The following is a 20283-nucleotide window of genomic DNA, read 5'->3' on the forward strand; positions in this document are numbered from 1 at the left end:
CGGATGTCCATGCTAACGGGATCCCGAAGCGTCTCATTCCACGAGCAAGGCCTATCGAAAGTTTCGTCGCTTCCTACGACGAGCCGTCCGGCCGTTCCTACTGCTCGGCCAGCGCGCGCAGCCGGCTGAGGGCACGGTGCTGGGCCACCCGCACCGCCCCGGGGGACATCCCGAGCATCTGCCCGGTCTCCTCCGCGGTCAGCCCGACGGCCACCCGCAGGACGAGGAGCTCGCGCTGGTTCTCCGGCAGATTGGCCAGGAGTTTCTTGGCCCAGGCCGCGTCGCTGCTCAGCAGCGCCCGCTCCTCAGGACCGAGCGAGTCGTCGGGCCGTTCCGGCATCTCGTCGGACGGGACGGCCGTGCTGCCCGGGTGCCTCATGGCGGCCCGCTGCAGGTCGGCGACCTTGTGCGCGGCGATGGCGAAGACGAAGGCCTCGAAGGGCCGCCCGGTGTCCCGGTAGCGCGGCAGGGCCATCAGAACGGCGACGCAGACTTCCTGCGCCAGGTCCTCCACGAAGTGGCGAGCATCACCCGGGAGCCGCGAGAGCCGGGTGCGGCAGTAGCGGATCGCGAGCGGGTGAACGAAGGCGAGCAGGTCGTGCGTGGCCTGCTCGTCGCCCTCCACCGCCCTGCGTACGAGCGCGCTGACGCCCCCGGCACTGCCGCCTTTGGCGGCGCCGGTCGGGCCTGTGGCCGCGGGTGACCCCAGGGCCTCGTCGTCGCGCATCAATCCATGGTGCCTTGACGCCGGAGGTTCCGTGGCACCACGGCCGGTTTCGTGCATCGAAGCGTTATGAGCGGGTGCCCCGGAACTCATGGTCTGCACCCTCCCCTCCCGCTCGGCCGAATGGTCCCCAAGGACGGGGACCCCACATTTCCAAGAATGCGGCACACCCTCAAGGATGCGGCATCGCGCACGAAGCGACACGTCCCCCGGATTGTGCCCCGCCAATCCCCGGGTGCGCACCGGGTACGACGGGGCTCACGGTCGTCGGACCGGGCCGTGACCCGTGGGTCAGCGGACCAGGCCCCAGCGGAAGCCGAGCGCCACGGCGTGCGCCCGGTCCGAGGCACCGAGCTTCTTGAACAGCCTGCGGGCGTGCGTCTTGACCGTGTCCTCGGAGAGGAAGAGCTCGCGCCCGATCTCCGCGTTGGACCGGCCGTGGCTCATGCCCTCCAGCACCTGGATCTCGCGCGCGGTGAGCGTGGGCGCGGCGCCCATCTCGGCCGAGCGGAGCCGGCGCGGGGCCAGTCGCCAGGTCGGGTCGGCGAGGGCCTGGGTGACCGTGGCCCGCAGTTCGGCGCGCGAGGCGTCCTTGTGCAGGTAGCCCCGGGCGCCGGCGGCGACCGCGAGGGCCACGCCGTCCAGGTCCTCGGCGACCGTCAGCATGATGATGCGGGCGCCGGGGTCGGCCGAGAGCAGCCGGCGAACCGTCTCCACACCGCCGAGACCGGGCATCCGTACATCCATCAGAATCAGGTCGGAGCGGTCGGCACCCCAGCGGCGGAGGACTTCCTCGCCGTTGGCAGCCGTCGTCACACGCTCGACGCCGGGCACGGTGGCAACCGCGCGACGGAGCGCCTCTCGGGCAAGCGGGGAGTCGTCGCAGACGAGGACGGATGTCATGACCGCCCTCCGCAGCTGCTGATGCGCGTCACCTTGAGCCTCCAGGCTGGTACGTATCGTCACCTGAGCGGTCGATGCTCCCGGACACCTGTCCGAGAACTTCTTGGTTCAACCGCCTTCGCACTCACAACGATGGTCACTCGAAAGAGTTACGGGTCGGACGGACACCTTCGGCACTCTACGTGAGGAAGCGAACACGACACGGGCGCCACAAGCCAACTGTCCTCCATCTGGAGCTATGCCCTATTTGGCGGCTTTCCTTCCGTTTGGCACGTGTCTGAGGCTAGATTCCCAATGAGTCATATTTACATCTACTACGACAGTAGGTGTGGAGACCCTTGGAGACATGGACCGTATCCGCCTCAGTACCGGCACCAAGAGGACTACCAATGGCAGATTTCTCCCGGCTCCCCGGACCGAACGCCGACCTCTGGGACTGGCAGCTGCTCGCTGCCTGCCGCGGGGTCGACAGCTCCCTCTTCTTCCACCCGGAAGGCGAGCGGGGCGCGGCCAGGAGTGCGCGCGAGGCCTCGGCTAAAGAGGTCTGCATGCGATGCCCGGTCCGCGCGGAATGTGCCGCGCACGCGCTCGCCGTCCGCGAGCCCTACGGAGTGTGGGGAGGTCTGACGGAGGACGAGCGCGAGGAACTGATGGGTCGCGCCCGCCACCGTCTGATCCCCGCGTCCAGTGCGATCGGACCGATCACGCCACACTGATCCGGAGCACAAACGTCCGAAGGAACGTTCCTGCGATATCTGGGAGTTCTCCGACCCGCCGCCACCACCCGGGCGTGTCGCAGTCCGGAGCGAAACGTCACGCGTTCGGCCGTACGTCCCGCCAGGAAACGTACGGTCAGCGCGTGGCGGCCCGCTCCAGCTGGACCAGGGTCGCGGCCACGGCCGGCACCCGGGCCAGGTCGGGCAGGGTCAGCGCCACGACCTCGCGCTCGACGGCCGGCTCCACGGCCACCGTGCTGACGCCCTTGGCGCGTACGGACTCCACCGCGAGCTGCGGCAGCACCGCGACGCCCAGCCCCGCCCCCACCAGGCCGACGACCGCCGGGTAGTCGTCGGTCGCGAAGTCGATCCGCGGGGTGAAGCCCACGCCCTCGCACACCTCCACCAGATGGCGGCGGCAGCGCGGACAGCCCGCGATCCACGGCTCGTCGGCCAGCTCCGCCATGCCCACGCGCTCGGCCCCGGCCAGCCGGTGGCCTTCGGGGACCAGCCCGACGAGCCGGTCGGTCAGCAGCGGGCGCACCACCAAGTCCTCCCACTCCGCGGCGGATCCGGCCGCACCGCCGTAGCGGAAGGCCAGCGCCAGGTCGCACTCCCCCTCGCGCAGCATCTCCACCGAGCGCGGCGGTTCTGCCTCGACCAGGGAGATGCGGGTCCCCGGGTGCTCGGCGCGCATCGCCGCGAGCGCGGTCGGCACCAGGGTGGAGCTGCCGCTGGGGAAGGACACCAGCCGGACCCGGCCCGCACGCAGCCCGGCGATGGCCGCGACCTCCTCCTCGGCGGCGGTCAGCCCGGCCAGGATCCCCGCGGCATGCCGGACCAGGGCCTCGCCCGCCTGGGTCAGCCGCATCTCGCGGCCGGTGCGGATGAGCAGCGGGGTGCCGGCCGACTGCTCAAGCGCCTTCATCTGCTGGGAGACGGCGGGCTGGGTGCAGCCGAGCTCGCGGGCGGCGGCGGAAAAGGACCCGGTCCCGGCGACAGCGCGCAGAACCCGGAGATGACGTGCCTCGATCACTCCTCGAGCATAAGCCCCGCTTTGACTGTCGCGCGAATACCCCCGTGACGCTTTGGGGTCGCTCCGCTAGTTTGTTTCCATGGGCCCCATGCATCTGATCTCCGTGAACCTCGGCCGCGCCACGGCAGTCGACTACACCGACGCGGAAGGCGGGGTGACCGGCCACGGCAAGCGCCCGGTCCCCGGACCGGTCCGCGTCTTCGCCCCCGGCCTCAAGGCCACCGGCCTGGGCAGCGGCCTCGAGGGCGACGCGGTCTGCGACCGCCGCCACCACGGCGGTGACCACCAGGCCGTCTACGCGTACGCGCGCGAGGACCTGGACCGGTGGGAGACCGAGCTCGGCCGAGAGCTGCCCGGCGGGATGTTCGGCGAGAACTTCACCACCTCCGGCATCGACCTGAACACCGCGCGCCTGGGCGACCGCTGGCGGGTCGGCGCGGACCTGGTCCTCGAAGTGGCCTCGGCCCGCATTCCGTGCCGGACCTTCCAGGGGGCCGTCGGCGAGAGCGCCTGGGTCAAGCGGTTCACCCAGGAGGCACGGCCGGGCGCGTACCTGCGGGTGATCGAGGAGGGCTCGGTCTCCCCGGGCGACACCATCGAGATCATCCACCGTCCGGACCACGACGTGACGGTGCAGCTGTGGTTCCGCGCCTTCACCACCGAGCGCACCCTGCTGCCGCGCACCCTGGCGGCGGGCACGGCGATGGAGCCCGAGGCCCATGAGCGGGTGCGCCAGTACGTTGAGAAGTACGGGGCCGGGGCCGGGCCGAAGTAACGCGGTCAGCCCGGGCGGCTAGGTTGCGCCTATGACGATTGCGTTGATTACGGGATCCACGGCGGGCATCGGCGCCGCCTTCGCCCGGCGGCTCGCCGCCCAGGGCCACAACCTGGTGCTGGTGGCGCGTGACACCAAGCGGCTCGGCGAGCAGGCCACCGAGCTGCACGACCGGCACGGCATCGAGGCCGAGGTGCTGGCCGCCGACCTCTCCACCGAGGAGGGCATCGCGGCGGTCGAGCGGCGCCTCGGCGACCGCACGCACCCGGTGGACCTGCTGGTCAACAACGCGGGCTTCGGCAACAAGGGCCGTTACCTCGAGGTCTCCATGGCCGACGAGCTCACCATGCTGAAGGTGCACATCGAGGCGGTGCTGCGGCTGACCTCGGCGGCCACCGGGTCGATGCGCTCGCGCGGGCGCGGCGGCGTGATCAACGTGGCCTCGGTGGCCGCTTTCGTACCGCGCGGCACCTACGGGGCGAGCAAGGCCTGGGTCGTGCAGTTCACCCAGGGCGCGGCGCGGGACCTGGCGGGGTCCGGGGTACGGCTGATGGCGCTGTGCCCCGGCTTCGTACGGACGGAGTTCCACGAGCGGGCCGGCATGGGCACGGACAACATCCCCGGCTGGATGTGGCTCGACGCGGACAAGCTGGTGGCCGCGGCCCTGGCGGACCTGGCGCGGGGCAAGACGGTGTCGATCCCGGATCCGCGGTACAAGGCGCTGATGGGCGTCGTGAAGCTGACGCCGCGCGGGCTGCTGGGCGGGGTGTCGTCCCGTACGGGCCGCAAGTACGGGCCGCAGTAACTCGCCGGTAAACCAGCTGAATGGGCGAAATCTACCTAAACTGGACGTGTCCAACCTCCAGCCCGGGAGACGCCATGACATTCGTACAGATAATCGATTACAAGACCAGTCGGCAGGACGACCTCAATCAGCTGCTGGACCGGTACGTCTCGCAGAGCCAGGGCAAGCGCACGGTCACCCACAGCATCATGGGCAAGGACCGCGAGAACGAGAACCACTACGTGGAACTGGTCGAATTCCCCTCGTACGAAGACGCCATGAAGAACTCTCATCTTCCGGAGACGGACAAGATGTTCCAGGAGATGGTGGCCCTCTGCGACGGGATGCCCAGCTTCACCAACCTGGACGTGGTCCGCGACGAGCACCTCAACAAGCTCATGGTGGACAAGATGTTCGACGAGATCGCCATGAAGGGGAATCTCGGCGTCATCGACGAGATCTTCGCGTCCGGCTACATCGACCACGACACGATGAAGGCCGAGGAGAGCGTCACCGGCCGCGACGTCATCCGGCAGGACGTCACGATGTGGCGCAACGCGTTCGACTTCACCTTCGACACGAAGGCGCAGCTGGCCGAGGGCGACTACGTCACCACGGTGTGGACCTGGACGGGCACGCACAAGGGCGAGTTCATGGGTATCGCGCCGACCGGCAAGCGCTGCACCATGACCGGCACCACGACCTTCCGATGTCAGGACGGAATGATCGCGGAGGGCTGGTGGCACATGGACGCCATGGGCCTGATGCGCCAACTGGGCGCCCTGTAGCCCCCGCACACGAGCCCTCGCCCACGGGCCCTCACGGACAAGCCCTCACACACGGGAAGGCCCCGTTCCGCAGATGCGGAACGGGGCCTTCTCAGCGCGGTGCTCGATCAGTGGCTGTGGCCGTGACCGTGGCCGTGGCCCGCGTCGCCCTCTTCCTCGGCCGGCTTCTCGACGACCAGGGTCTCGGTCGTGAGCAGCAGGGAGGCGATGGAAGCGGCGTTCTCCAGCGCGGAGCGGGTGACCTTCACCGGGTCGATGACGCCGGCCTTGACCAGGTCGCCGTACTCGCCGGTGGCGGCGTTGAAGCCCTGGCCCTTGTCGAGCTCGGCGACCTTCGCGGTGATGACGTAACCCTCGAGGCCGGCGTTCTCGGCGATCCAGCGCAGCGGCTCGACGGCGGCGCGGCGCACGACCGCGACACCGGTGGCCTCGTCACCGGTCAGGCCGAGGTTGCCCTCGAGGACCTTGACGGCGTGGACGAGCGCGGAGCCACCGCCGGAGACGATGCCCTCCTCGACCGCGGCGCGGGTCGCCGAGATGGCGTCCTCGAGACGGTGCTTCTTCTCCTTGAGCTCCACCTCGGTGGCGGCGCCGACCTTGATGACGCAGACGCCGCCGGCGAGCTTCGCCAGGCGCTCCTGCAGCTTCTCGCGGTCCCAGTCCGAGTCGGTGGACTCGATCTCGGCCTTGATCTGGTTGACGCGGCCGACGACGTCCTCGTGGCTGCCGCCACCGTCGACGATGGTCGTGTCGTCCTTGGAGATCGTGACGCGGCGGGCGGAGCCCAGTACGTCCAGACCGGCCTGGTCGAGCTTGAGGCCGACCTCCTCGGCGATGACGGTGGCACCGGTGAGGGTGGCCATGTCCTGCAGCATCGCCTTGCGACGGTCACCGAAGCCCGGGGCCTTGACGGCGACCGCGTTGAAGGTGCCGCGGATCTTGTTGACGACGAGGGTGGAGAGCGCCTCGCCCTCGACGTCCTCGGCGATGATCAGCAGCGGCTTCGAGGCGCCGGCCTGGATGACCTTCTCGAGCAGCGGCAGGAGGTCCTGGATGGAGGAGATCTTGCCCTGGTTGATCAGGATGTACGGGTCGTCGAGGACGGCCTCCATACGCTCCTGGTCGGAGACCATGTACGGGGAGAGGTAGCCCTTGTCGAAGGCCATGCCCTCGGTGAACTCCAGCTCCAGGCCGAAGGCGTTGGACTCCTCGACGGTGATGACACCGTCCTTGCCGACCTTGTCCATCGCCTCGGCGATGAGCTCGCCGACCTGCTGGTCCTGCGCGGAGAGCGCGGCCACGGCGGCGATGTCGGACTTGTCCTCGATCGGGCGGGCGGTCGCGAGGAGCTCCTCGGAGACGGCCTTGACCGCGGCGTCGATGCCCTTCTTCAGGGCGGCCGGGGACGCGCCCGCGGCGACGTTGCGCAGACCCTCGCGGACCAGCGCCTGGGCCAGCACGGTGGCGGTGGTGGTGCCGTCACCCGCGATGTCGTTGGTCTTGGTCGCCACCTCCTTCACGAGCTGCGCGCCCAGGTTCTCGTACGGGTCGTCCAGCTCGACCTCGCGGGCGATGGTGACACCGTCGTTGGTGATGGTGGGGGCGCCGAACTTCTTGTCGATGACGACGTTGCGGCCCTTGGGGCCGATCGTCACCTTGACCGTGTCGGCAAGCTTGTTGACGCCGCGCTCGAGGGCGCGACGGGCGTCCTCGTCGAACTTGAGAATCTTCGGCATGGGAGCGGTTCAGCCCTCTCGTTGCGATCCCCGGCCGCTCACCGCGACCGCCTAGAACGAACTACGCCCCTCGCCGCCCGGCATCAGCAGGGGTGACCAGGGGCGTAGCTCAAAGCAAAACTGGAGAAGTGATTACTTCTCGACGATCGCGAGCACGTCGCGGGCCGAGAGGACGAGGTACTCCTCGCCGTTGTACTTCACTTCGGTGCCGCCGTACTTGGAGTACAGGACGACGTCGCCGACGGTGACGTCCAGCGGGAGACGCTGACCGTCCTCGAAGCGGCCCGGGCCCACGGCAAGGACGACGCCCTCCTGGGGCTTCTCCTTCGCGGTGTCCGGGATGACCAGGCCAGAGGCCGTGGTCTGCTCGGCGTCGAGCGGCTGGACCACAATGCGGTCCTCAAGCGGCTTGATGGCAACCTTGGAGCTGGTGGTCGTCACGATCCGACCTCCCCCTTCGGAGATCCGGGGTTAACTGTCTGAGGTGGCGACCAGGTCGATCCGTCGTCGCGGGTGCCGGATCTGCCTGTCGCTGTGTTGGCACTCACCAGGGGCGAGTGCCAGATGCGACACTATTCCGGCGATTAGCACTCGGTCAAGCGGAGTGCCAATTCCCGCCCACGGGCGTTGCGCGGACCGGCCCCCGAAACCCTTAAATCCCGGGCGTACGGGCGTTCGATCTCACTACTCTTCGCGTCATGACCAGGACGAACTCCGGTGTGCGGTGGCGGCACGGCATCCCGATCGCGGTCGGCCTCGCGGCCGGGATCTACATGCTGTCGGGCTCCGTGCCGCGGCTGGTGGCGCAGGTGGCCGGGGTGGAGGGCGCCTTCGTCGCCACGCGGTGCGCGGAGGAGCGGGACTCGGACGGGGACCGGCACTGGATGTGCGAGGGCTCCTTCGCCGCCGGCGACGGATCGTTCACCATCCCCCGGGTCGAGGTCGACACCGCTTTCGACACCCGTCCGGACGGGCCGCAGACCGCATTCGTCCTCGGGCCGTCCGCCGGCACGGCCGTGCAGCCCGGCGTCTTCGTCTGGCTGGGGCCCGGGGCAGTGGGGGTGCTCTCCCTCGCCTTTCCCGCGTGGGCCGTCGCAGCGGCCTCCCGGGACGCCCTCGCCCGGCGCCGGAGCCGCGGCCCCTCCCTCGCCGGACAAGCCGGGCAGGCCGGGTAGGTACGGGTACTCAGGCGGGGGCGCCGCCGCGTCGGCACACTGGCCGGCATGGCGACGACACGCGACCGCGAGCCCGTGTACTGGGCCGCCGACCTCATCCTGGCCGTCCTCACGCTCGCGGTCCTCGCCGTGGCCCTGTTCGTCGGATGGGCCTACGTCACCTTCGGCGCGTGGGGCGGGACCGAGGCCTTCCCCGACTCCGCCCCGACCGGCGCGCTGGTCTTCGTCGGCGTCCTGAGTTCGGTCGCCGCCGCCGCGTCCTTCGGCTTCTTCCGGCTGCGCGCCGGCATCGCCGGCACCCTGCACGGCGGAGCCTGCATCCTGCTCATCGGACTCCTCGTGGTCCTGGCGGGCGGACCCGGGGAACCGGTACCTGCCCCCACCCGCCAGGCCCCGAACTGCCACAGCGGCGGCGGCCACACCGACTGCCTGGGCGGCTGAACCGAGGCCGACGGGAGGGCGCATTGCCTGATATGTGAGGCTTGGTCGGTGCACATCCTCGTGGTCGAAGACGAAGAAGGCCTCGCCGAGTCCCTGCGGCGCGGCCTGTCCGCCGACGGGCACCTGGTCGAGGTCGCGCACGACGGCCACCGCGGCCTGGACCTCGCCCTCGCCGGCGGCCCGTACGACGTGGTCCTCCTCGACCTGATGCTCCCGGGCATGAGCGGCTACGAGATCTGCACCCGGATGCGCGCCCACGGTGACACCACCCCGGTGCTGATGCTCACCGCCCGGGACGGCGAGTACGACGAGGCCGAGGGCCTGGACTCCGGGGCCGACGACTACCTCACCAAGCCGTTCTCCTTCGTGGTCCTCGCCGCCCGCATCCGGGCGCTGGCCCGCCGCGCCGGCGCCCCCGACCGCACCACCCTCCAGGCCGGCGACCTCCTCCTCGACCCACAGGGCCGCCGCTGCCGCCGCGGCGACCGCGACATCGAGCTCACCGCCCGCGAACTCGGCGTACTGGCCTGCCTGATGGAGCAGCCCGGACGGGCCGTCGCCAAGCAGGACATCCTCGACGAGGTCTGGGACACCCCGCACGGCATCGACCCGAACATCGTCGAGGTGTACGTCTCCTCGCTGCGCAGGAAGATCGACGCACCGTTCGGCCGCCGCTCGATCCTCACCGTCCACGGGACCGGCTACCGGATGGCCCCCGACGGTGGCTAGTACGGTCCGCGCACGATCGGCGATGGCCGCCGCCCTCGCGATGGCCGCCGTCCTGGCCACCGGCGGGCTGTGGCTGTACACCCTGCTGCGGGCCAACCTGCTGGACAACACCACCGGCCGCACCGAGCTCGCCGCCCGCAAGGTCGCCGCCCAGGTCGACAGCCGGACCCTGCCGCGCGGCGGCCGGCTGCCCGCGCCCGAACGCGGGGTGGACCTGGTGCTCGTACGGGACGCCCAGGGGCGCACGGTGGCGACCAGCGGGGATCCGGCGGACACCCCGGACCTCGGCGAGCTGCGCCCGGGGCCGGATGGCGGCTCGCGCGCCGGCGCGGGGGACGGTTCGGGGGACGACTCCCGGTCGGCCGTACTGGCTCCCGAGCGCCCCGGCGCGGAGCGGCGCGTGGCGGTCGCGGTCGAGACGGCCGGTCCGCCGGGGGCGCACGCCCCCCACACCGTGTACGCCATGACCGTGCTCGGCGACGTGGACGACGCGACCGGGGCGGTCGCGGCCGGACTGCTGGCGGGCGCGCCCCCGCTGATCGGCTTCGCCGCGGCCCTGGCCTGGTGGGTGACCGGGCACGCGCTGCGCCCGGTGACCGCCATCCGCAGCGAACTGTCCGCGGTCACCGCGAGCGAGCTGGACCGGCGGGTTCCGGACCCGGGCGGGGCGGACGAGATCGCGCAGCTGGCCCGGACCGTCAACGACACCCTGGACCGGCTGGAACGCGCCGACGCCCGGCAGCGGCAGTTCACCGCGGACGCCTCGCACGAGCTGCGCAATCCGCTGGCCGCCGTCCGGTCCCGGCTGGAGGTGGCGCTGGCCATGGACCGCCCCGACCGGGAGTCGGTGGCCGCCGCGCTGGCCGACACCGAACGGCTCCAGCGGATCGCGGCGGACCTGCTCTTGCTGGCCCGCCTCGACGGCGGACCAGGACCGCGGAGCGAGCCGGTGGACCTGGCACTGCTCGCCGCGGAGGACGTGGCGCGCCGGGGCGGCCCCCGGGTGGCGCTGCGGCTGGACGCGCGGGCGCCCGTACCGGCCGCCGGAGACCCGGCGCGGCTGGAGCGCGCGCTGGCCAATCTGGTGGACAACGCCCTGCGCTACGCCCGCGCGGAGGTCGTGGTGCGGGCGGCGGCGGACACGGCCGCAGGACGCGGCTGGGCGGTGCTGGAGGTCGCGGACGACGGTCCGGGGATCCCGGAGGCGGACCGGGACCGGGTGTTCGAGCGGTTCGTACGCCTGGACGCGGACCGGGGGCGGGCCAGCGGCGGGACGGGGCTGGGCCTCGCCATCGCCCGGGAGATCGCGCGGGCGCACGGGGGCGACGTACGGGCGCTGCCGGCGCCCGGCGGGGGCGCGCGGCTGGTACTGCGCATCCCGCGCCGATAGGCCATCTCCTCAGGACACTGACACTCAGGATTCCTTCAGCGCCCCTCCCCCACCATCGACAGGCATGAGCGCGCACCGGAGGAAGACGACTGCCCCAGGCCACCGGCTCTCCCGCCGGCGGCGGCTCGGCCGCACCCTGCTGATCACCGGCTGCGCGCTGGTGGTCACGGCGGGCGGCGGCGCCTGGTACCTGTACCGGGACCTGGCCGCCGGCATCGGCAGCTCCAAGGCCCTGGAAGGCGCCGAGAAGTCGGCGTCCGGCGATGTGAACGTCCTGCTCATGGGCCTGGACAGCCGAAAGGACCAGAACGGCCAGGACCTGCCGGACGACGTCCTCGACAAGCTGCACGCCGGAAGTTCGGACATCGGCGGCTACAACGCGAACACCCTGATCCTGCTCCACGTGCCCGGCGACGGCAGCCAGGCGAAGGCCTTCTCGGTCCCGCGCGACGACTTCGTCGAGATAGCGGGCCACGGCAAGGACAAGATCAAGAAGGCGTACGGGCTGGCGAAGGAGAAGAAGCAGGAGCAGCTCGCCGCGCGGGGGGTCAACGACAGCCGGCAGCTGGAGCGCGAGGGCCGTGAGGCGGGGCGCAAGGCGCAGATCGAGACGGTACGGAACTTCCTGGGGGTCCCGATCGATCACTTCGCCGAGCTGAACCTGGCCGGTTTCTACCACCTCGCCGATGCCCTGGGCGGTGTACCGGTGTGCCTGAACAAGGCGGTGAAGGACAAGTACTCCGGCGCGGACTTCCCGGCGGGCCCGCAGACCCTCGACGGACAGCAGTCGCTGGCCTTCGTGCGCCAGCGGCACGGCCTGGACATGGGGGACCTGGACCGGACGAAGAGGCAGCAGGCCTTCCTCGCTGGCGCGACGAAGAAGCTGAACTCGGCCGGGACCTTCACCGACCCGGTGAAGCTGATGAGGCTGATCGACGCCGCGAAACAGGACGTGGTGACGGACGAGGGCTGGGATCTGCTGTCGTTCGTGAAGCAGGCGAAGAACCTGTCCGGTGGGAAGGTCCACTTCACGACACTTCCCGTCGAGCGCTTCGGAAGGAACCATGGGGAGGACATCAACGTCGTAGATGATATGAAGATAAAGCGCCTCATTGCCGAGCAGATCGGGCCGAAGACCCCTGCGAGCCCGAGCGCACCGGGCGCCGCGTCCTCCTCACCGCCGTCGTCCTCACCGTCACCCTCGCCCGCCCCCGCGTCCGCATCCACATCCACGCCCACGGACGGCGGCGGCATCCCGTGCGTGGACTGAAACCCCTGACGACGGCGGGCTCCCGCCGCCGCACCGAGGCGATGCTCCTGGTCCTGGTCCTCATGATCGCCGTCTTCGGCCACGCCGCGGCGGGGCTCGCCATGAACGACGAGCTGCCGCCCAACCTCGCCGGCTTCACGATCAGCATGACGCTGCTCTCGCTGGTCGGACACCTGGGCATCCGCCGGTTCGCGGCGTACGCGGACCCGCTGGTCTTCCCGCTCGCCATGCTGCTGACCGGGCTGGGGCTGGTGCTGATCCACCGCCTCGACCAGGGCTACATCGAGCGGTACGGCTCGGACGCGAACGCCCCGGGCCAGCTGATGTGGACGGTGGTCGGCGTCGCCGCCTGCATCGCGGTGGTGGCGCTGCTGCGCGACCACCGGCTGCTGCAGCGGTTCATCTACATCACGATGGCCGTCGCGCTGGTGCTGCTGATCGCACCGGCGTTCTCACCCGCGGACACGTACGGCGCCAAGCGGTGGATCATCCTCTTCGGGTTCTCGCTACAGCCCGGCGAGTTCGTGAAGATCATGATCGCGATCTTCTTCGCCGGCTACCTGGTCATCCACCGCGACTCGCTGGCACTGACGGGCCGGAAGTTCCTCGGCATGCGGCTGCCCCCGATGCGCCAGCTCGGCCCCATCGTCACGGTGTGGATCGTCTCGATGCTGGTGCTGGTCTTCGAGCGAGACCTGGGTACGTCGCTGATCTTCTTCGGCGTCTTCGTGGTGATGCTCTACGTGGCCACCGAACGCACCAGCTGGATCGTGTGCGGCCTGTTCATGGCGGCGGCGGGCGCGTTCGTGGTGGGCTCGACGGAACCGCACGTCAAGGCACGTGTGGCGGCCTGGCTCGACCCGCTCTCCGTCTACTGGCCGACCCCGCCCCCGGGCATCACCTCGGACCAGTCGGCGCAAGCCCTGTTCAGCTTCGGCACGGGCGGCATCTCGGGGACCGGCCTCGGCATGGGCAACCCGGAGCTGATCAAGTTCGCGGGCCGCAGCGACTTCATCCTGACCACGGTGGGCGAGGAACTCGGCCTGGCCGGGGTCATGGCGGTCCTGATCCTGTACGCGCTCCTCGTACAGCGGGGGCTCCGGATGGCCCTCGCCGCCCGCGACCCCTTCGGCAAGCTCCTGGCGGTGGGCCTCGCCTCGGCGCTGGCCCTCCAGGTCTTCGTGGTCGCGGGCGGCGTCACGGGCCTGATCCCCCTGACGGGCAAGGCCCTCCCCTTCCTGGCCAAGGGCGGCTCGTCCCTCCTGGCCAACTGGATCATGGTCGCCCTGCTGCTCCGCATCAGCGACAGCGCGGAACGCCAACGCGAGGCGGACGCCCGCGGCCCGGTGGAAACGACGATCACCCCAACGGTGTCGGCGGCGTAGCGCGCGGGCTCCGGGGCGCTTCGCCGAGGCGGGGTCTCCGCCCCCCTCTCACCACACAGCGGGGCGGCGGTTGCCCACCCGCCCCCCTCGGCGGCGAGACCGAGGCCGGGCATGTTGCCGGGCGGGGTCGGGGCCGACCGCATCCCCCTCGGGCGGGTCGGCCTGCTGGTCGTTGGGGGGCCGTCAGCCTGATCGGACGGCCGGCTGGGGGCGATGCCTTCAGGAATCAGCGACCAGGACAGCGTGCGGTACCCCCACCGCGGGTCAGGCGTCGAAGTCGTACTCCAGCACGTAGGACGCGGAGTCGAGAGTCATCTCGTTCACCTCGACGGCCCGCCCTCCTTGGGCGAATGCGGTGCGGACGATCTGGATGACAGGGGTGCCCATCGAGAGCGAGAGTCGCTCGGCCTCGGCTGTCGAAGGCATGCGGGAGCGGACCTCCTCGCGGAAGTGGACCGGCTCGTGGCCCAGTTCGGCCAGGCGTGCGTACGTCCCGCCAGGGCCGGTGCCGACGTGAGTGATCGCGGATTCACCGACGACTTCCGCCGGCAGGTGGGACGTCGCGAACAGCACCGGCTTGCCATCGAGTACGAAGCGGCGGCCACGCACCCAGACCGGAGTGCCGGGCAGAACGCCGAGGGCGTCGGCGACTCGGTCGCTCGCCCCTTCTTCACGCACCTCGATCTGGTCGACGACGAGTTCGCGGTCTTCGGTATCGGCGGACCAGATGGACCGGCCCGACCCCCACTGCTCCTGTGCCAACCGCTGGACGCCGCGCCGCCGCAAGGGCCTGAAGGCTCGCACGAAAACGCCGGCACCCTTCCGCGCCTCCGCAAGGCCTTCGTTCTGAAGTACGGCGAGGGCCTGGCGTGCGGTCATCCGGGCGACCTCGTAGGTGGCCATGAGGTCGTTCTCACCCGGCAGGCGGTCGCCCGGACCGTACTCGCCCGACTGGATAGCCGTCCTCAGCGCATCCGCGATCCGCTGGTACTTCGGCTGACGGGCACCGCCCTGGCTGGTCATGAACCCATCACTCCTTCGCCTCTCCAGACACCCTAGGACCAGAGGCAGGCCTCACGAGTGAGGAGTCATCCCCCATGCTTCAGATCTACTCGACCGGGCGCTGGTCGGCTGGGAGCGATTCCTCGGCACGTTTGAGGCAGTGCCCGATGAGTGAGCGCTACGGGTACGTCCCGCATCGGCTCCTGCGGCACCGCGTCCGCGACATCGCTTCCGGCACCGAGGGCGAGCTGATGGCCGTGATCAACGAGAACGTCTCGGACTCCGCCTTGCGCGAGCACTGGGTGGAGCTGGCCTACATCCGCGGCGCCTCCGGTCGCGAATTCACCACCGCGGTCGGCAACATCGAGCGTGCCGCCGTCCCGCCGGGTGCGCCTCCGGGCTAAGTCGCGTCAGCGTGTGGTTGCCCCGACCCCGAGGTGCCCTCCCGCCATTCGCGTCCGATTCCCCGGATCAGCGCCGGGTACACGCCCAGGTACCGGAAGGGCTTGATGGCCAGCATGTACGCGGCGCCGAGGAGTCCGTTCGGTTTCACCAGGACGGCCATCTGGCCGTGGTAGCCGCCGGAACCGTCCGGGACCCAGCCGATGTGCATCACCCCGTGCACGGTCCTGTTGCCCATCTCCGCCACCCACTCGTCGTGCGTCTGGTAGACGGAGGTGAACGGAACCGCGTTGAGGTCCGGCCCGCGGGGACCCTCGCGCAGGTCCGCCGGCAGGCGGTCCCGCAGCGTCGCCACCCGGCCGCCGATGCCGGCGCCGGCCTTGTCCAGGCCGAGCAGCGCGCCGAGCTTCCAGCGGAGCGCGAAGAGCATGCGCCCCACGGGGGAGGGGACGGGATCCCCCTTGCCGGACGCGAACTGGCGCACGAGCCGCTCGAGGTCGTCGGGGCCTCCCGGCGTCGGGAGCGCCCAGACGTCTTCGAGCCGGAAGTCGCCAGCGATCTCGTGGATCCGCCAGGGTCGGGAGGTGTGCGCGGTCTTGGGGAGTCTCACGATCAAGCCCCTATCTATACGATGCCGTATAGAAGAAGGCTAGCACCCGTCTATACGGCACCGTATAGACGGGGGAAGACGTGAGCGGAGACACACCATGGGCACGACCCGCACGCCTCGCGGCAAGTGGATCGAGGAGGGGTTGCGGGCGCTCGCCTCGGGCGGCCCGGAGTCCGTCCGCATCGAGTCGCTGGCGCAGGCGCTCGGCGTCAGCAAAGGGGGCTTCTACGGGTACTTCGGCAACCGGGGCGCGCTCCTCACCGAGATGCTCGACACCTGGGAGCGGGAGGTCACCGAGGCGGTGATCGAGCAGGTCGAGAGCGGTGGCGGAGAGGCCAGGGCCAGGCTGGAGCGACTGTTCGCGATCGCCTCGTCCGGCTCCGGCGGGCCGATGACGGGCGTCGCGGCCGAGCTCGCGATCCGCGACTGGGCCCGGCGCGACGAGGACGTCGCCCAGCGCCTCCGGCGCGTCGACAACCGGCGCATGGACTACCTGCGCTCGCTGTTCGGCGAGATCTGCACCGACGCGGACGAGGTCGAAGTCCGCTGCACGGTCACCTTCTCCGTGCGGATCGGCGAGTACTTCATCGCCGCCGACCACGGCAGCCACAGCCGGGCGGACATGATGGAACTGACCAAGAACTGGCTGCTGCGGTAGCCGTAGGCCCGGTGTCCTGCAGCCAGTCCTACAGGTAGCCCTACCAGGTAGTCCTACAGGTAGTCCTCGAGGCGCCCTATCCGGTAGCCCTGTTCCTGGATGCGCTGCAGCATCCGCGTCGTCATCTGGATCTCCGTCGAGCCCTTGAGCTCCGCGGGGCCGCGGAAGTGGGCCAGGATGATGTCGCCCGGCTTGAGGGCGGAGCCCTCGGCGTACTGGAAGTTGTTGATCTGCATCGAGACCCGCCACAGCACCAGGGACGAGACTCCGCACTCCGAGGCGGCCCGGAGGGTGTCGTCGTTGTAGTTCCCGAAGGGCGGGCGGAAGAGCGGCGGTCGCTGACCGAAGCGCTTCTCCAGGCGTTCCTGCTGGCCGCATATCTCGTGCTTCTGCGCCTCGAAGGGCAGGGTCCGCAGGTTCGGGTGCGTCAGCGTGTGGTTGTTTATCGTGCTCGCCGAGCCGTTGTCGCGGAGCTTCTCGAAGTGCCCGTAGTCCGGCGAGGCCACACTGTCCGTCAGGAACATGCTGATCGGCAGCTTCAGATCAGCGGCCAGCTTCAGGAACTCGGGGTCCTTCTCCGCGCCGTCGTCGAAGGTCAGGAAGACGACCTTGTCCCCGGCCGGTACGGGTATTCGGTCGATCACGGGCACCTTGCCCGGGGCGGCCTTCGGTATCTCCGGCTTCCGGTCGGGCTTCGGCGCGTACTCCAGGGGGCCCGTCAGGCCCCACTTGCGGTACGCCTCGTCCGCGGCCCCGCCCGCCGGCGGCGCAGCGGACGGCGACGCAGCGGCCGACGGCGGGGACGGCGAGGCGGAAGGGCCCGATGTCCCCTGCGTCGCCTTCGCCTTGGGCCCCAGCCGCTCGCCGGTGTCCGCGCCGTCCCCGCACCCCGTCAGGGACAGCGCGAGCGCGCCGGCCGCCAGCGTCCCGGCCACCAACCGGCGCGCATGCATCACAGGTAATCCTCCAGGCGAGCCACGGCGTACCCCTTGTCCGTGACGGTCTTCATGACATGACGGATCATGTCAGGCATCGTGCCCTTCCAGTCCTCCTTGCCCCGGAAATGCGTGAGGATGATGTCACCGGGGTGCAGATCGCGGTCCCACTCGCGGTACTCCGTCCGGTTCGGGAAGGCCTCCGCGTTCCACAGCGGAACCGCCTTGATCCCGCAGGACTTCGCCGCGCGCAGCGTGTCCTGGTTGTAGTTGCCGTACGGCGGCCGGAAGAGGGTCGGGCGCTTGCCGAACTGCTTCTGGATCGTGTCCTGCTGGCCGCAGATCTCCTCGCGCTGCTTCTCGTACGACAGGCCGGGCATGTAGCGGTGGTTGAGCGTGTGGTTGTTCAGGGTGACGCCGGCGGCCTGCATCTCCTTGAAGTACGGGTAGTTGTCCTTGACGATGTAGTCGCTGAGGAACGCCGTGTACGGGATCTTCAGCTCCTGCATCATCCGCAGGAACTCGGGGTCCTTCTCGGCGCCGTCGTCGACCGTCAGGAAGACGACCTTGTCCTCCGTGTCGATGGTGGTGAAGACCGGCGGGTACTCCTCCTGGTCCTCCACCTCGAAACCGTCGCGCGTGGTGAGCTCGGGCTTCACCTTCGGCGCCGCCGGAGCGGCGAGCGGGGTCTTGGCCAGCCGCCACTTCTTCGCCGCCGCGATGCGCGCCTGCTGGGCCGCCTTGGCCTTCTCGGCGGCGCTGAGCGCGCCCGCCGCGCCCGCCTCCGCGCCCTTGCCCGCCTTGCCCGCCTTGGCCTTCTCGGCCTTGTCCGGCGCTCCGGACCCCCCGGAGCCGCACGCCGTGCCGAGGGCGGCTACCAGCAGGGCGGCCACGGCCACCCCGAACCGGCCGCGCGGACCCGCCGCGTACCGGTGACCCTGTTGCGTCTTATCTTCCTTTTGTCGGACTAGCTGCATAGCTGCGCATCCTGGCACCCGACACGCGGGCTCCCCGGAAGACACCGCGAGCGGAGTCCCACCTTCCACCGACTGGCCCACACCCCGCGCGCGCCCGTGCGTCGCCGACAATGGACCCGTGACCCCCGAAGACTTCGCCGCCCTCCTCACCCCCGAGGGGCGCACCCTCCTCGACTCGCTCCGCGACTACGACCCCGGCCAGGAGCTGGCCGTCGCCACCCGGCTGCGCCGCGAGCACCCCGCCGCTCTGGTGTCCGCCGCGCTCGGACAGGCCCGGCTGCGGCAGCGCGCGGTGGCGAAGTTCGGCGCCGAGGACGCCTTCCGGATGTACTTCACGCCCGGCGGCGGCGAGATGGCCACCCGCGCGTCCGTGGCCTCGTACCGCGCCGAGCGCCTCGCCGCTCTCGGCGTACGCAGCCTCGCGGACCTGTGCTGCGGCATCGGCGGGGACGCCCTCGCCCTGGCGCGGCTCGGCATCCGGGTGCTCGCGGTCGACCACGACCCGCTGACCGTCGCCGTCGCCCGGGCCAACGCCGAGGCGCTGGGGCTGGCGGACCTGATCGAGGTCCGTGAGGCGGATGTGACGGACGTGGACGTGTCCGCGTACGACGCCGTCTTCATCGACCCGGCCCGGCGCGGGGGCCGCGGCCGGATCTTCGACCCGGAGTCCTACTCGCCGCCGCTGTCCTGGGCCGTCGAGACGGCCCGTACGGCGAAGTGCGCCGCCATCAAGATCGCTCCCGGGATCCCGCACGAGGCGGTCCCGGCCGAGGCCGAGGCCGAGTGGATCTCCGACCAGGGGGACGTCAAGGAGGCCGTGCTCTGGTTCGGGACCTCGCCGGGGACCGTACGCGCCACCCTGCTGCCCGGGCCGCGCGCCCTGCACACCGCCGATCCGCTGCCCGACCCGGAGGCCGGGCCCGTCGGCCGCTGGCTCTACGAGCCCGACGGCGCCGTGATCCGCGCGCACCTCGTGGCCGAGGTCGCCGAACAACTGGACGGCCGGCTGATCGACCCGACCATCGCGTACATCACCGCCGACGAGCTGCGCGCGACGCCGTACGCGACGGCGTACGAGATCACCGACGTGCTGCCCTTCGGGCTGAAGAAGCTGAAGGCCCTGCTGCGCGAGCGCGGGGTCGGCATCCTGACGGTGAAGAAGCGCGGCTCGGCCATCGAGCCCGAGGAGCTCCGCAGGAAGGTGAAGCCGCAGGGGCCGAACTCGGCGACGGTCTTCCTGACCCGGGTCGCGGGCGCCCCGTCGATGCTGATCGGCGCACCGGCGGCGAAGCCCGTACGGGACCAGGCCGCCCAGGCGGATCCCGCGGATCAGTGAGCCTCGGGGCCACTGTCGGACCCGTGTCCTAGCCTCGGTCTCGAAGGACTCCCCCGACCCCTCGGACGGCAGGCACCATGACCCCGGCACCTCAGAAGATCACCACGTTCCTGATGTTCGAAGGCAGGGCCGAGGAGGCGCTGACCTTCTACACCTCGCTGTTCGAGGACGCCGAGGTCATCGACATCGCCCGCTACGACGCCGCCGGACCCGGCCCGGAGGGCTCGGTGAAGCTCGCCACGTTCGCGCTCGCCGGGCAGCAGTTCAAGTGCATCGACAGCTACGTCAAGCACGGCTTCGGCTTCACCCCGTCGGTATCGCTCTTCGTGGAGTGCGAGAGCGCGGCCGAACTCGACCGCCTGTACGGGGCCCTCGCCAAGGGCGGCGGGGAGCTGATGCCGGTGGGCTCGTACGGCTTCAGCGAGAGGTTCGGCTGGGTGAACGACCGCTTCGGCGTCTCCTGGCAGCTGAACCTGGCGGCGCGTGACTAGCGGCGCGCAACTAGGCCTTG

At 70.6% G+C, this 20283-nt stretch carries 23 protein-coding genes; 14 read left to right on the forward strand and 9 right to left on the reverse strand.

The window, feature by feature from the left end; translation table 11 throughout:
* Window positions 1-97: 97 nt before the first annotated feature.
* A complete protein-coding gene (locus JIW86_RS17515) occupies window positions 98-727 on the reverse strand; it encodes a sigma-70 family RNA polymerase sigma factor (protein WP_030389108.1) in 630 nt (209 codons plus the stop codon).
* A 288-nt stretch (window positions 728-1015) separates the two neighbouring features.
* Window positions 1016-1627 (reverse strand): response regulator transcription factor, encoded by a 612-nt coding sequence (locus tag JIW86_RS17520; RefSeq protein ID WP_003948568.1) that lies wholly within the window; start codon window positions 1625-1627, stop codon window positions 1016-1018.
* Between the two features lie 389 nt (window positions 1628-2016).
* On the opposite strand from JIW86_RS17520, the gene JIW86_RS17525 reads away from it, so the two are divergent.
* Window positions 2017-2343 carry a WhiB family transcriptional regulator gene (locus tag JIW86_RS17525; protein ID WP_069921560.1) on the forward strand — a complete coding sequence of 109 codons (327 nt, stop codon included), beginning with the start codon at window positions 2017-2019 and terminating at the stop codon, window positions 2341-2343.
* A 136-nt stretch (window positions 2344-2479) separates the two neighbouring features.
* On the opposite strand, the gene JIW86_RS17530 is transcribed toward JIW86_RS17525, so the two are convergent.
* Window positions 2480-3379, reverse strand: coding sequence for a LysR family transcriptional regulator (locus tag JIW86_RS17530; RefSeq protein ID WP_257554746.1), 900 nt, complete (start codon window positions 3377-3379; stop codon window positions 2480-2482).
* 88 nt (window positions 3380-3467) lie between these two features.
* On the opposite strand from JIW86_RS17530, the gene JIW86_RS17535 reads away from it, so the two are divergent.
* From JIW86_RS17535 to JIW86_RS17545, 3 genes are all read left to right on the forward strand, one after another.
* Window positions 3468-4154 carry an MOSC domain-containing protein gene (locus JIW86_RS17535; RefSeq protein ID WP_257559351.1) on the forward strand — a complete coding sequence of 229 codons (687 nt, stop codon included), beginning with the start codon at window positions 3468-3470 and terminating at the stop codon, window positions 4152-4154.
* Between the two features lie 31 nt (window positions 4155-4185).
* Window positions 4186-4959: an SDR family NAD(P)-dependent oxidoreductase gene (locus JIW86_RS17540; RefSeq protein WP_215143918.1), complete on the forward strand. Its 774-nt coding sequence runs from the start codon at window positions 4186-4188 to the stop codon at window positions 4957-4959.
* Window positions 4960-5033: 74 nt separating this feature from the next.
* Entirely contained in the window at window positions 5034-5726 is a 693-nt protein-coding gene (locus JIW86_RS17545; protein ID WP_257554749.1) for an ester cyclase, read from the forward strand.
* A 107-nt stretch (window positions 5727-5833) separates the two neighbouring features.
* On the opposite strand, the gene groL is transcribed toward JIW86_RS17545, so the two are convergent.
* Window positions 5834-7462 (reverse strand): chaperonin GroEL, encoded by a 1629-nt coding sequence (gene groL, locus JIW86_RS17550; RefSeq protein WP_215143922.1) that lies wholly within the window; start codon window positions 7460-7462, stop codon window positions 5834-5836.
* A gap of 132 nt (window positions 7463-7594) precedes the next feature.
* Complete coding sequence (groES, locus tag JIW86_RS17555; protein ID WP_008739621.1) at window positions 7595-7903, reverse strand: co-chaperone GroES; 309 nt, start codon at window positions 7901-7903, stop codon at window positions 7595-7597.
* Window positions 7904-8160: 257 nt separating this feature from the next.
* On the opposite strand from groES, the gene JIW86_RS17560 reads away from it, so the two are divergent.
* The 6 genes from JIW86_RS17560 to JIW86_RS17585 all read left to right on the forward strand — a co-directional run bounded on the left by JIW86_RS17560 (window position 8161) and on the right by JIW86_RS17585 (window position 13852).
* Window positions 8161-8637, forward strand: coding sequence for a hypothetical protein (locus tag JIW86_RS17560; RefSeq protein ID WP_257554753.1), 477 nt, complete (start codon window positions 8161-8163; stop codon window positions 8635-8637).
* A gap of 48 nt (window positions 8638-8685) precedes the next feature.
* Window positions 8686-9078, forward strand: a complete 393-nt coding sequence (locus JIW86_RS17565; protein ID WP_257554754.1) for a DUF6234 family protein — start codon at window positions 8686-8688, stop codon at window positions 9076-9078.
* 48 nt (window positions 9079-9126) lie between these two features.
* A complete protein-coding gene (locus tag JIW86_RS17570; protein ID WP_257554755.1) occupies window positions 9127-9807 on the forward strand; it encodes a response regulator transcription factor in 681 nt (226 codons plus the stop codon).
* Between the two features lie 22 nt (window positions 9808-9829).
* Entirely contained in the window at window positions 9830-11197 is a 1368-nt protein-coding gene (locus JIW86_RS17575; protein WP_257554756.1) for a sensor histidine kinase, read from the forward strand.
* Window positions 11198-11261: 64 nt separating this feature from the next.
* The gene (locus JIW86_RS17580; protein ID WP_257554758.1) at window positions 11262-12467 is read left to right on the forward strand and encodes an LCP family protein; all 1206 of its coding nucleotides are present in this window, start codon (window positions 11262-11264) and stop codon (window positions 12465-12467) included.
* The gene (locus JIW86_RS17585) at window positions 12455-13852 is read left to right on the forward strand and encodes an FtsW/RodA/SpoVE family cell cycle protein (protein ID WP_257554760.1); all 1398 of its coding nucleotides are present in this window, start codon (window positions 12455-12457) and stop codon (window positions 13850-13852) included. Before JIW86_RS17580 ends, JIW86_RS17585 begins: the two co-directional genes overlap by 13 nt.
* Window positions 13853-14116: 264 nt before the next feature.
* Here JIW86_RS17585 and JIW86_RS17590 read toward each other — a convergent pair whose 3' ends face one another.
* Complete coding sequence (locus JIW86_RS17590; RefSeq protein WP_257554762.1) at window positions 14117-14875, reverse strand: GntR family transcriptional regulator; 759 nt, start codon at window positions 14873-14875, stop codon at window positions 14117-14119.
* Between the two features lie 146 nt (window positions 14876-15021).
* Here JIW86_RS17590 and JIW86_RS17595 point away from each other — a divergent pair, with 146 nt between their 5' ends.
* Entirely contained in the window at window positions 15022-15258 is a 237-nt protein-coding gene (locus tag JIW86_RS17595; protein WP_257554764.1) for a hypothetical protein, read from the forward strand.
* On the opposite strand, the gene JIW86_RS17600 is transcribed toward JIW86_RS17595, so the two are convergent.
* The gene (locus JIW86_RS17600) at window positions 15255-15866 is read right to left on the reverse strand and encodes a DUF2867 domain-containing protein (protein ID WP_257554766.1); all 612 of its coding nucleotides are present in this window, start codon (window positions 15864-15866) and stop codon (window positions 15255-15257) included. The two genes, JIW86_RS17595 and JIW86_RS17600, sit on opposite strands and share 4 nt — an antisense overlap.
* Before the next feature lie 97 nt (window positions 15867-15963).
* Between JIW86_RS17600 and JIW86_RS17605 the strand changes: the two genes are divergently transcribed.
* The gene (locus tag JIW86_RS17605; RefSeq protein ID WP_257554768.1) at window positions 15964-16524 is read left to right on the forward strand and encodes a TetR/AcrR family transcriptional regulator; all 561 of its coding nucleotides are present in this window, start codon (window positions 15964-15966) and stop codon (window positions 16522-16524) included.
* A 53-nt stretch (window positions 16525-16577) separates the two neighbouring features.
* On the opposite strand, the gene JIW86_RS17610 is transcribed toward JIW86_RS17605, so the two are convergent.
* Both JIW86_RS17610 and JIW86_RS17615 read right to left on the reverse strand, forming a co-directional pair.
* On the reverse strand, window positions 16578-17477 hold the full coding sequence (locus JIW86_RS17610; RefSeq protein WP_257554770.1) for a polysaccharide deacetylase family protein: 900 nt from the start codon (window positions 17475-17477) through the stop codon (window positions 16578-16580).
* Complete coding sequence (locus JIW86_RS17615) at window positions 17477-18358, reverse strand: polysaccharide deacetylase family protein (protein ID WP_257559352.1); 882 nt, start codon at window positions 18356-18358, stop codon at window positions 17477-17479. The genes JIW86_RS17610 and JIW86_RS17615 overlap by 1 nt, the downstream gene beginning before the upstream one ends.
* A 196-nt stretch (window positions 18359-18554) precedes the next feature.
* Between JIW86_RS17615 and JIW86_RS17620 the strand changes: the two genes are divergently transcribed.
* Both JIW86_RS17620 and JIW86_RS17625 read left to right on the forward strand, forming a co-directional pair.
* Entirely contained in the window at window positions 18555-19772 is a 1218-nt protein-coding gene (locus tag JIW86_RS17620; RefSeq protein WP_257554772.1) for a class I SAM-dependent methyltransferase, read from the forward strand.
* 77 nt (window positions 19773-19849) lie between these two features.
* Complete coding sequence (locus JIW86_RS17625) at window positions 19850-20263, forward strand: VOC family protein (RefSeq protein WP_215143944.1); 414 nt, start codon at window positions 19850-19852, stop codon at window positions 20261-20263.
* The last annotated feature ends 20 nt before the right edge of the window (window positions 20264-20283 follow it).

Source organism: Streptomyces sp. NBC_00162, from assembly GCF_024611995.1.
Classification (GTDB): domain Bacteria; phylum Actinomycetota; class Actinomycetes; order Streptomycetales; family Streptomycetaceae; genus Streptomyces.

Excerpts from the sequence above, each read along its gene's own strand:
- JIW86_RS17525 (WP_069921560.1), top strand. The coding sequence starts at position 2,017 with ATGGCAGATTTCTCCCGGCTCCCCGGACCGAACGCCGACCTCTGGGAC.
- JIW86_RS17595 (WP_257554764.1), top strand. The coding sequence starts at position 15,022 with ATGAGTGAGCGCTACGGGTACGTCCCGCATCGGCTCCTGCGGCACCGC.
- JIW86_RS17515 (WP_030389108.1), bottom strand. The coding sequence starts at position 727 with ATGCGCGACGACGAGGCCCTGGGGTCACCCGCGGCCACAGGCCCGACC.
- JIW86_RS17610 (WP_257554770.1), bottom strand. The coding sequence starts at position 17,477 with ATGCATGCGCGCCGGTTGGTGGCCGGGACGCTGGCGGCCGGCGCGCTC.
- groL (WP_215143922.1), bottom strand. The coding sequence starts at position 7,462 with ATGCCGAAGATTCTCAAGTTCGACGAGGACGCCCGTCGCGCCCTCGAG.
- JIW86_RS17590 (WP_257554762.1), bottom strand. The coding sequence starts at position 14,875 with ATGACCAGCCAGGGCGGTGCCCGTCAGCCGAAGTACCAGCGGATCGCG.
- JIW86_RS17535 (WP_257559351.1), top strand. The coding sequence starts at position 3,468 with ATGCATCTGATCTCCGTGAACCTCGGCCGCGCCACGGCAGTCGACTAC.
- JIW86_RS17625 (WP_215143944.1), top strand. The coding sequence starts at position 19,850 with ATGACCCCGGCACCTCAGAAGATCACCACGTTCCTGATGTTCGAAGGC.
- JIW86_RS17540 (WP_215143918.1), top strand. The coding sequence starts at position 4,186 with ATGACGATTGCGTTGATTACGGGATCCACGGCGGGCATCGGCGCCGCC.
- JIW86_RS17545 (WP_257554749.1), top strand. The coding sequence starts at position 5,034 with ATGACATTCGTACAGATAATCGATTACAAGACCAGTCGGCAGGACGAC.
- JIW86_RS17520 (WP_003948568.1), bottom strand. The coding sequence starts at position 1,627 with ATGACATCCGTCCTCGTCTGCGACGACTCCCCGCTTGCCCGAGAGGCG.
- JIW86_RS17575 (WP_257554756.1), top strand. The coding sequence starts at position 9,830 with ATGGCCGCCGCCCTCGCGATGGCCGCCGTCCTGGCCACCGGCGGGCTG.
- JIW86_RS17565 (WP_257554754.1), top strand. The coding sequence starts at position 8,686 with ATGGCGACGACACGCGACCGCGAGCCCGTGTACTGGGCCGCCGACCTC.
- JIW86_RS17605 (WP_257554768.1), top strand. The coding sequence starts at position 15,964 with ATGGGCACGACCCGCACGCCTCGCGGCAAGTGGATCGAGGAGGGGTTG.
- JIW86_RS17560 (WP_257554753.1), top strand. The coding sequence starts at position 8,161 with ATGACCAGGACGAACTCCGGTGTGCGGTGGCGGCACGGCATCCCGATC.
- JIW86_RS17580 (WP_257554758.1), top strand. The coding sequence starts at position 11,262 with ATGAGCGCGCACCGGAGGAAGACGACTGCCCCAGGCCACCGGCTCTCC.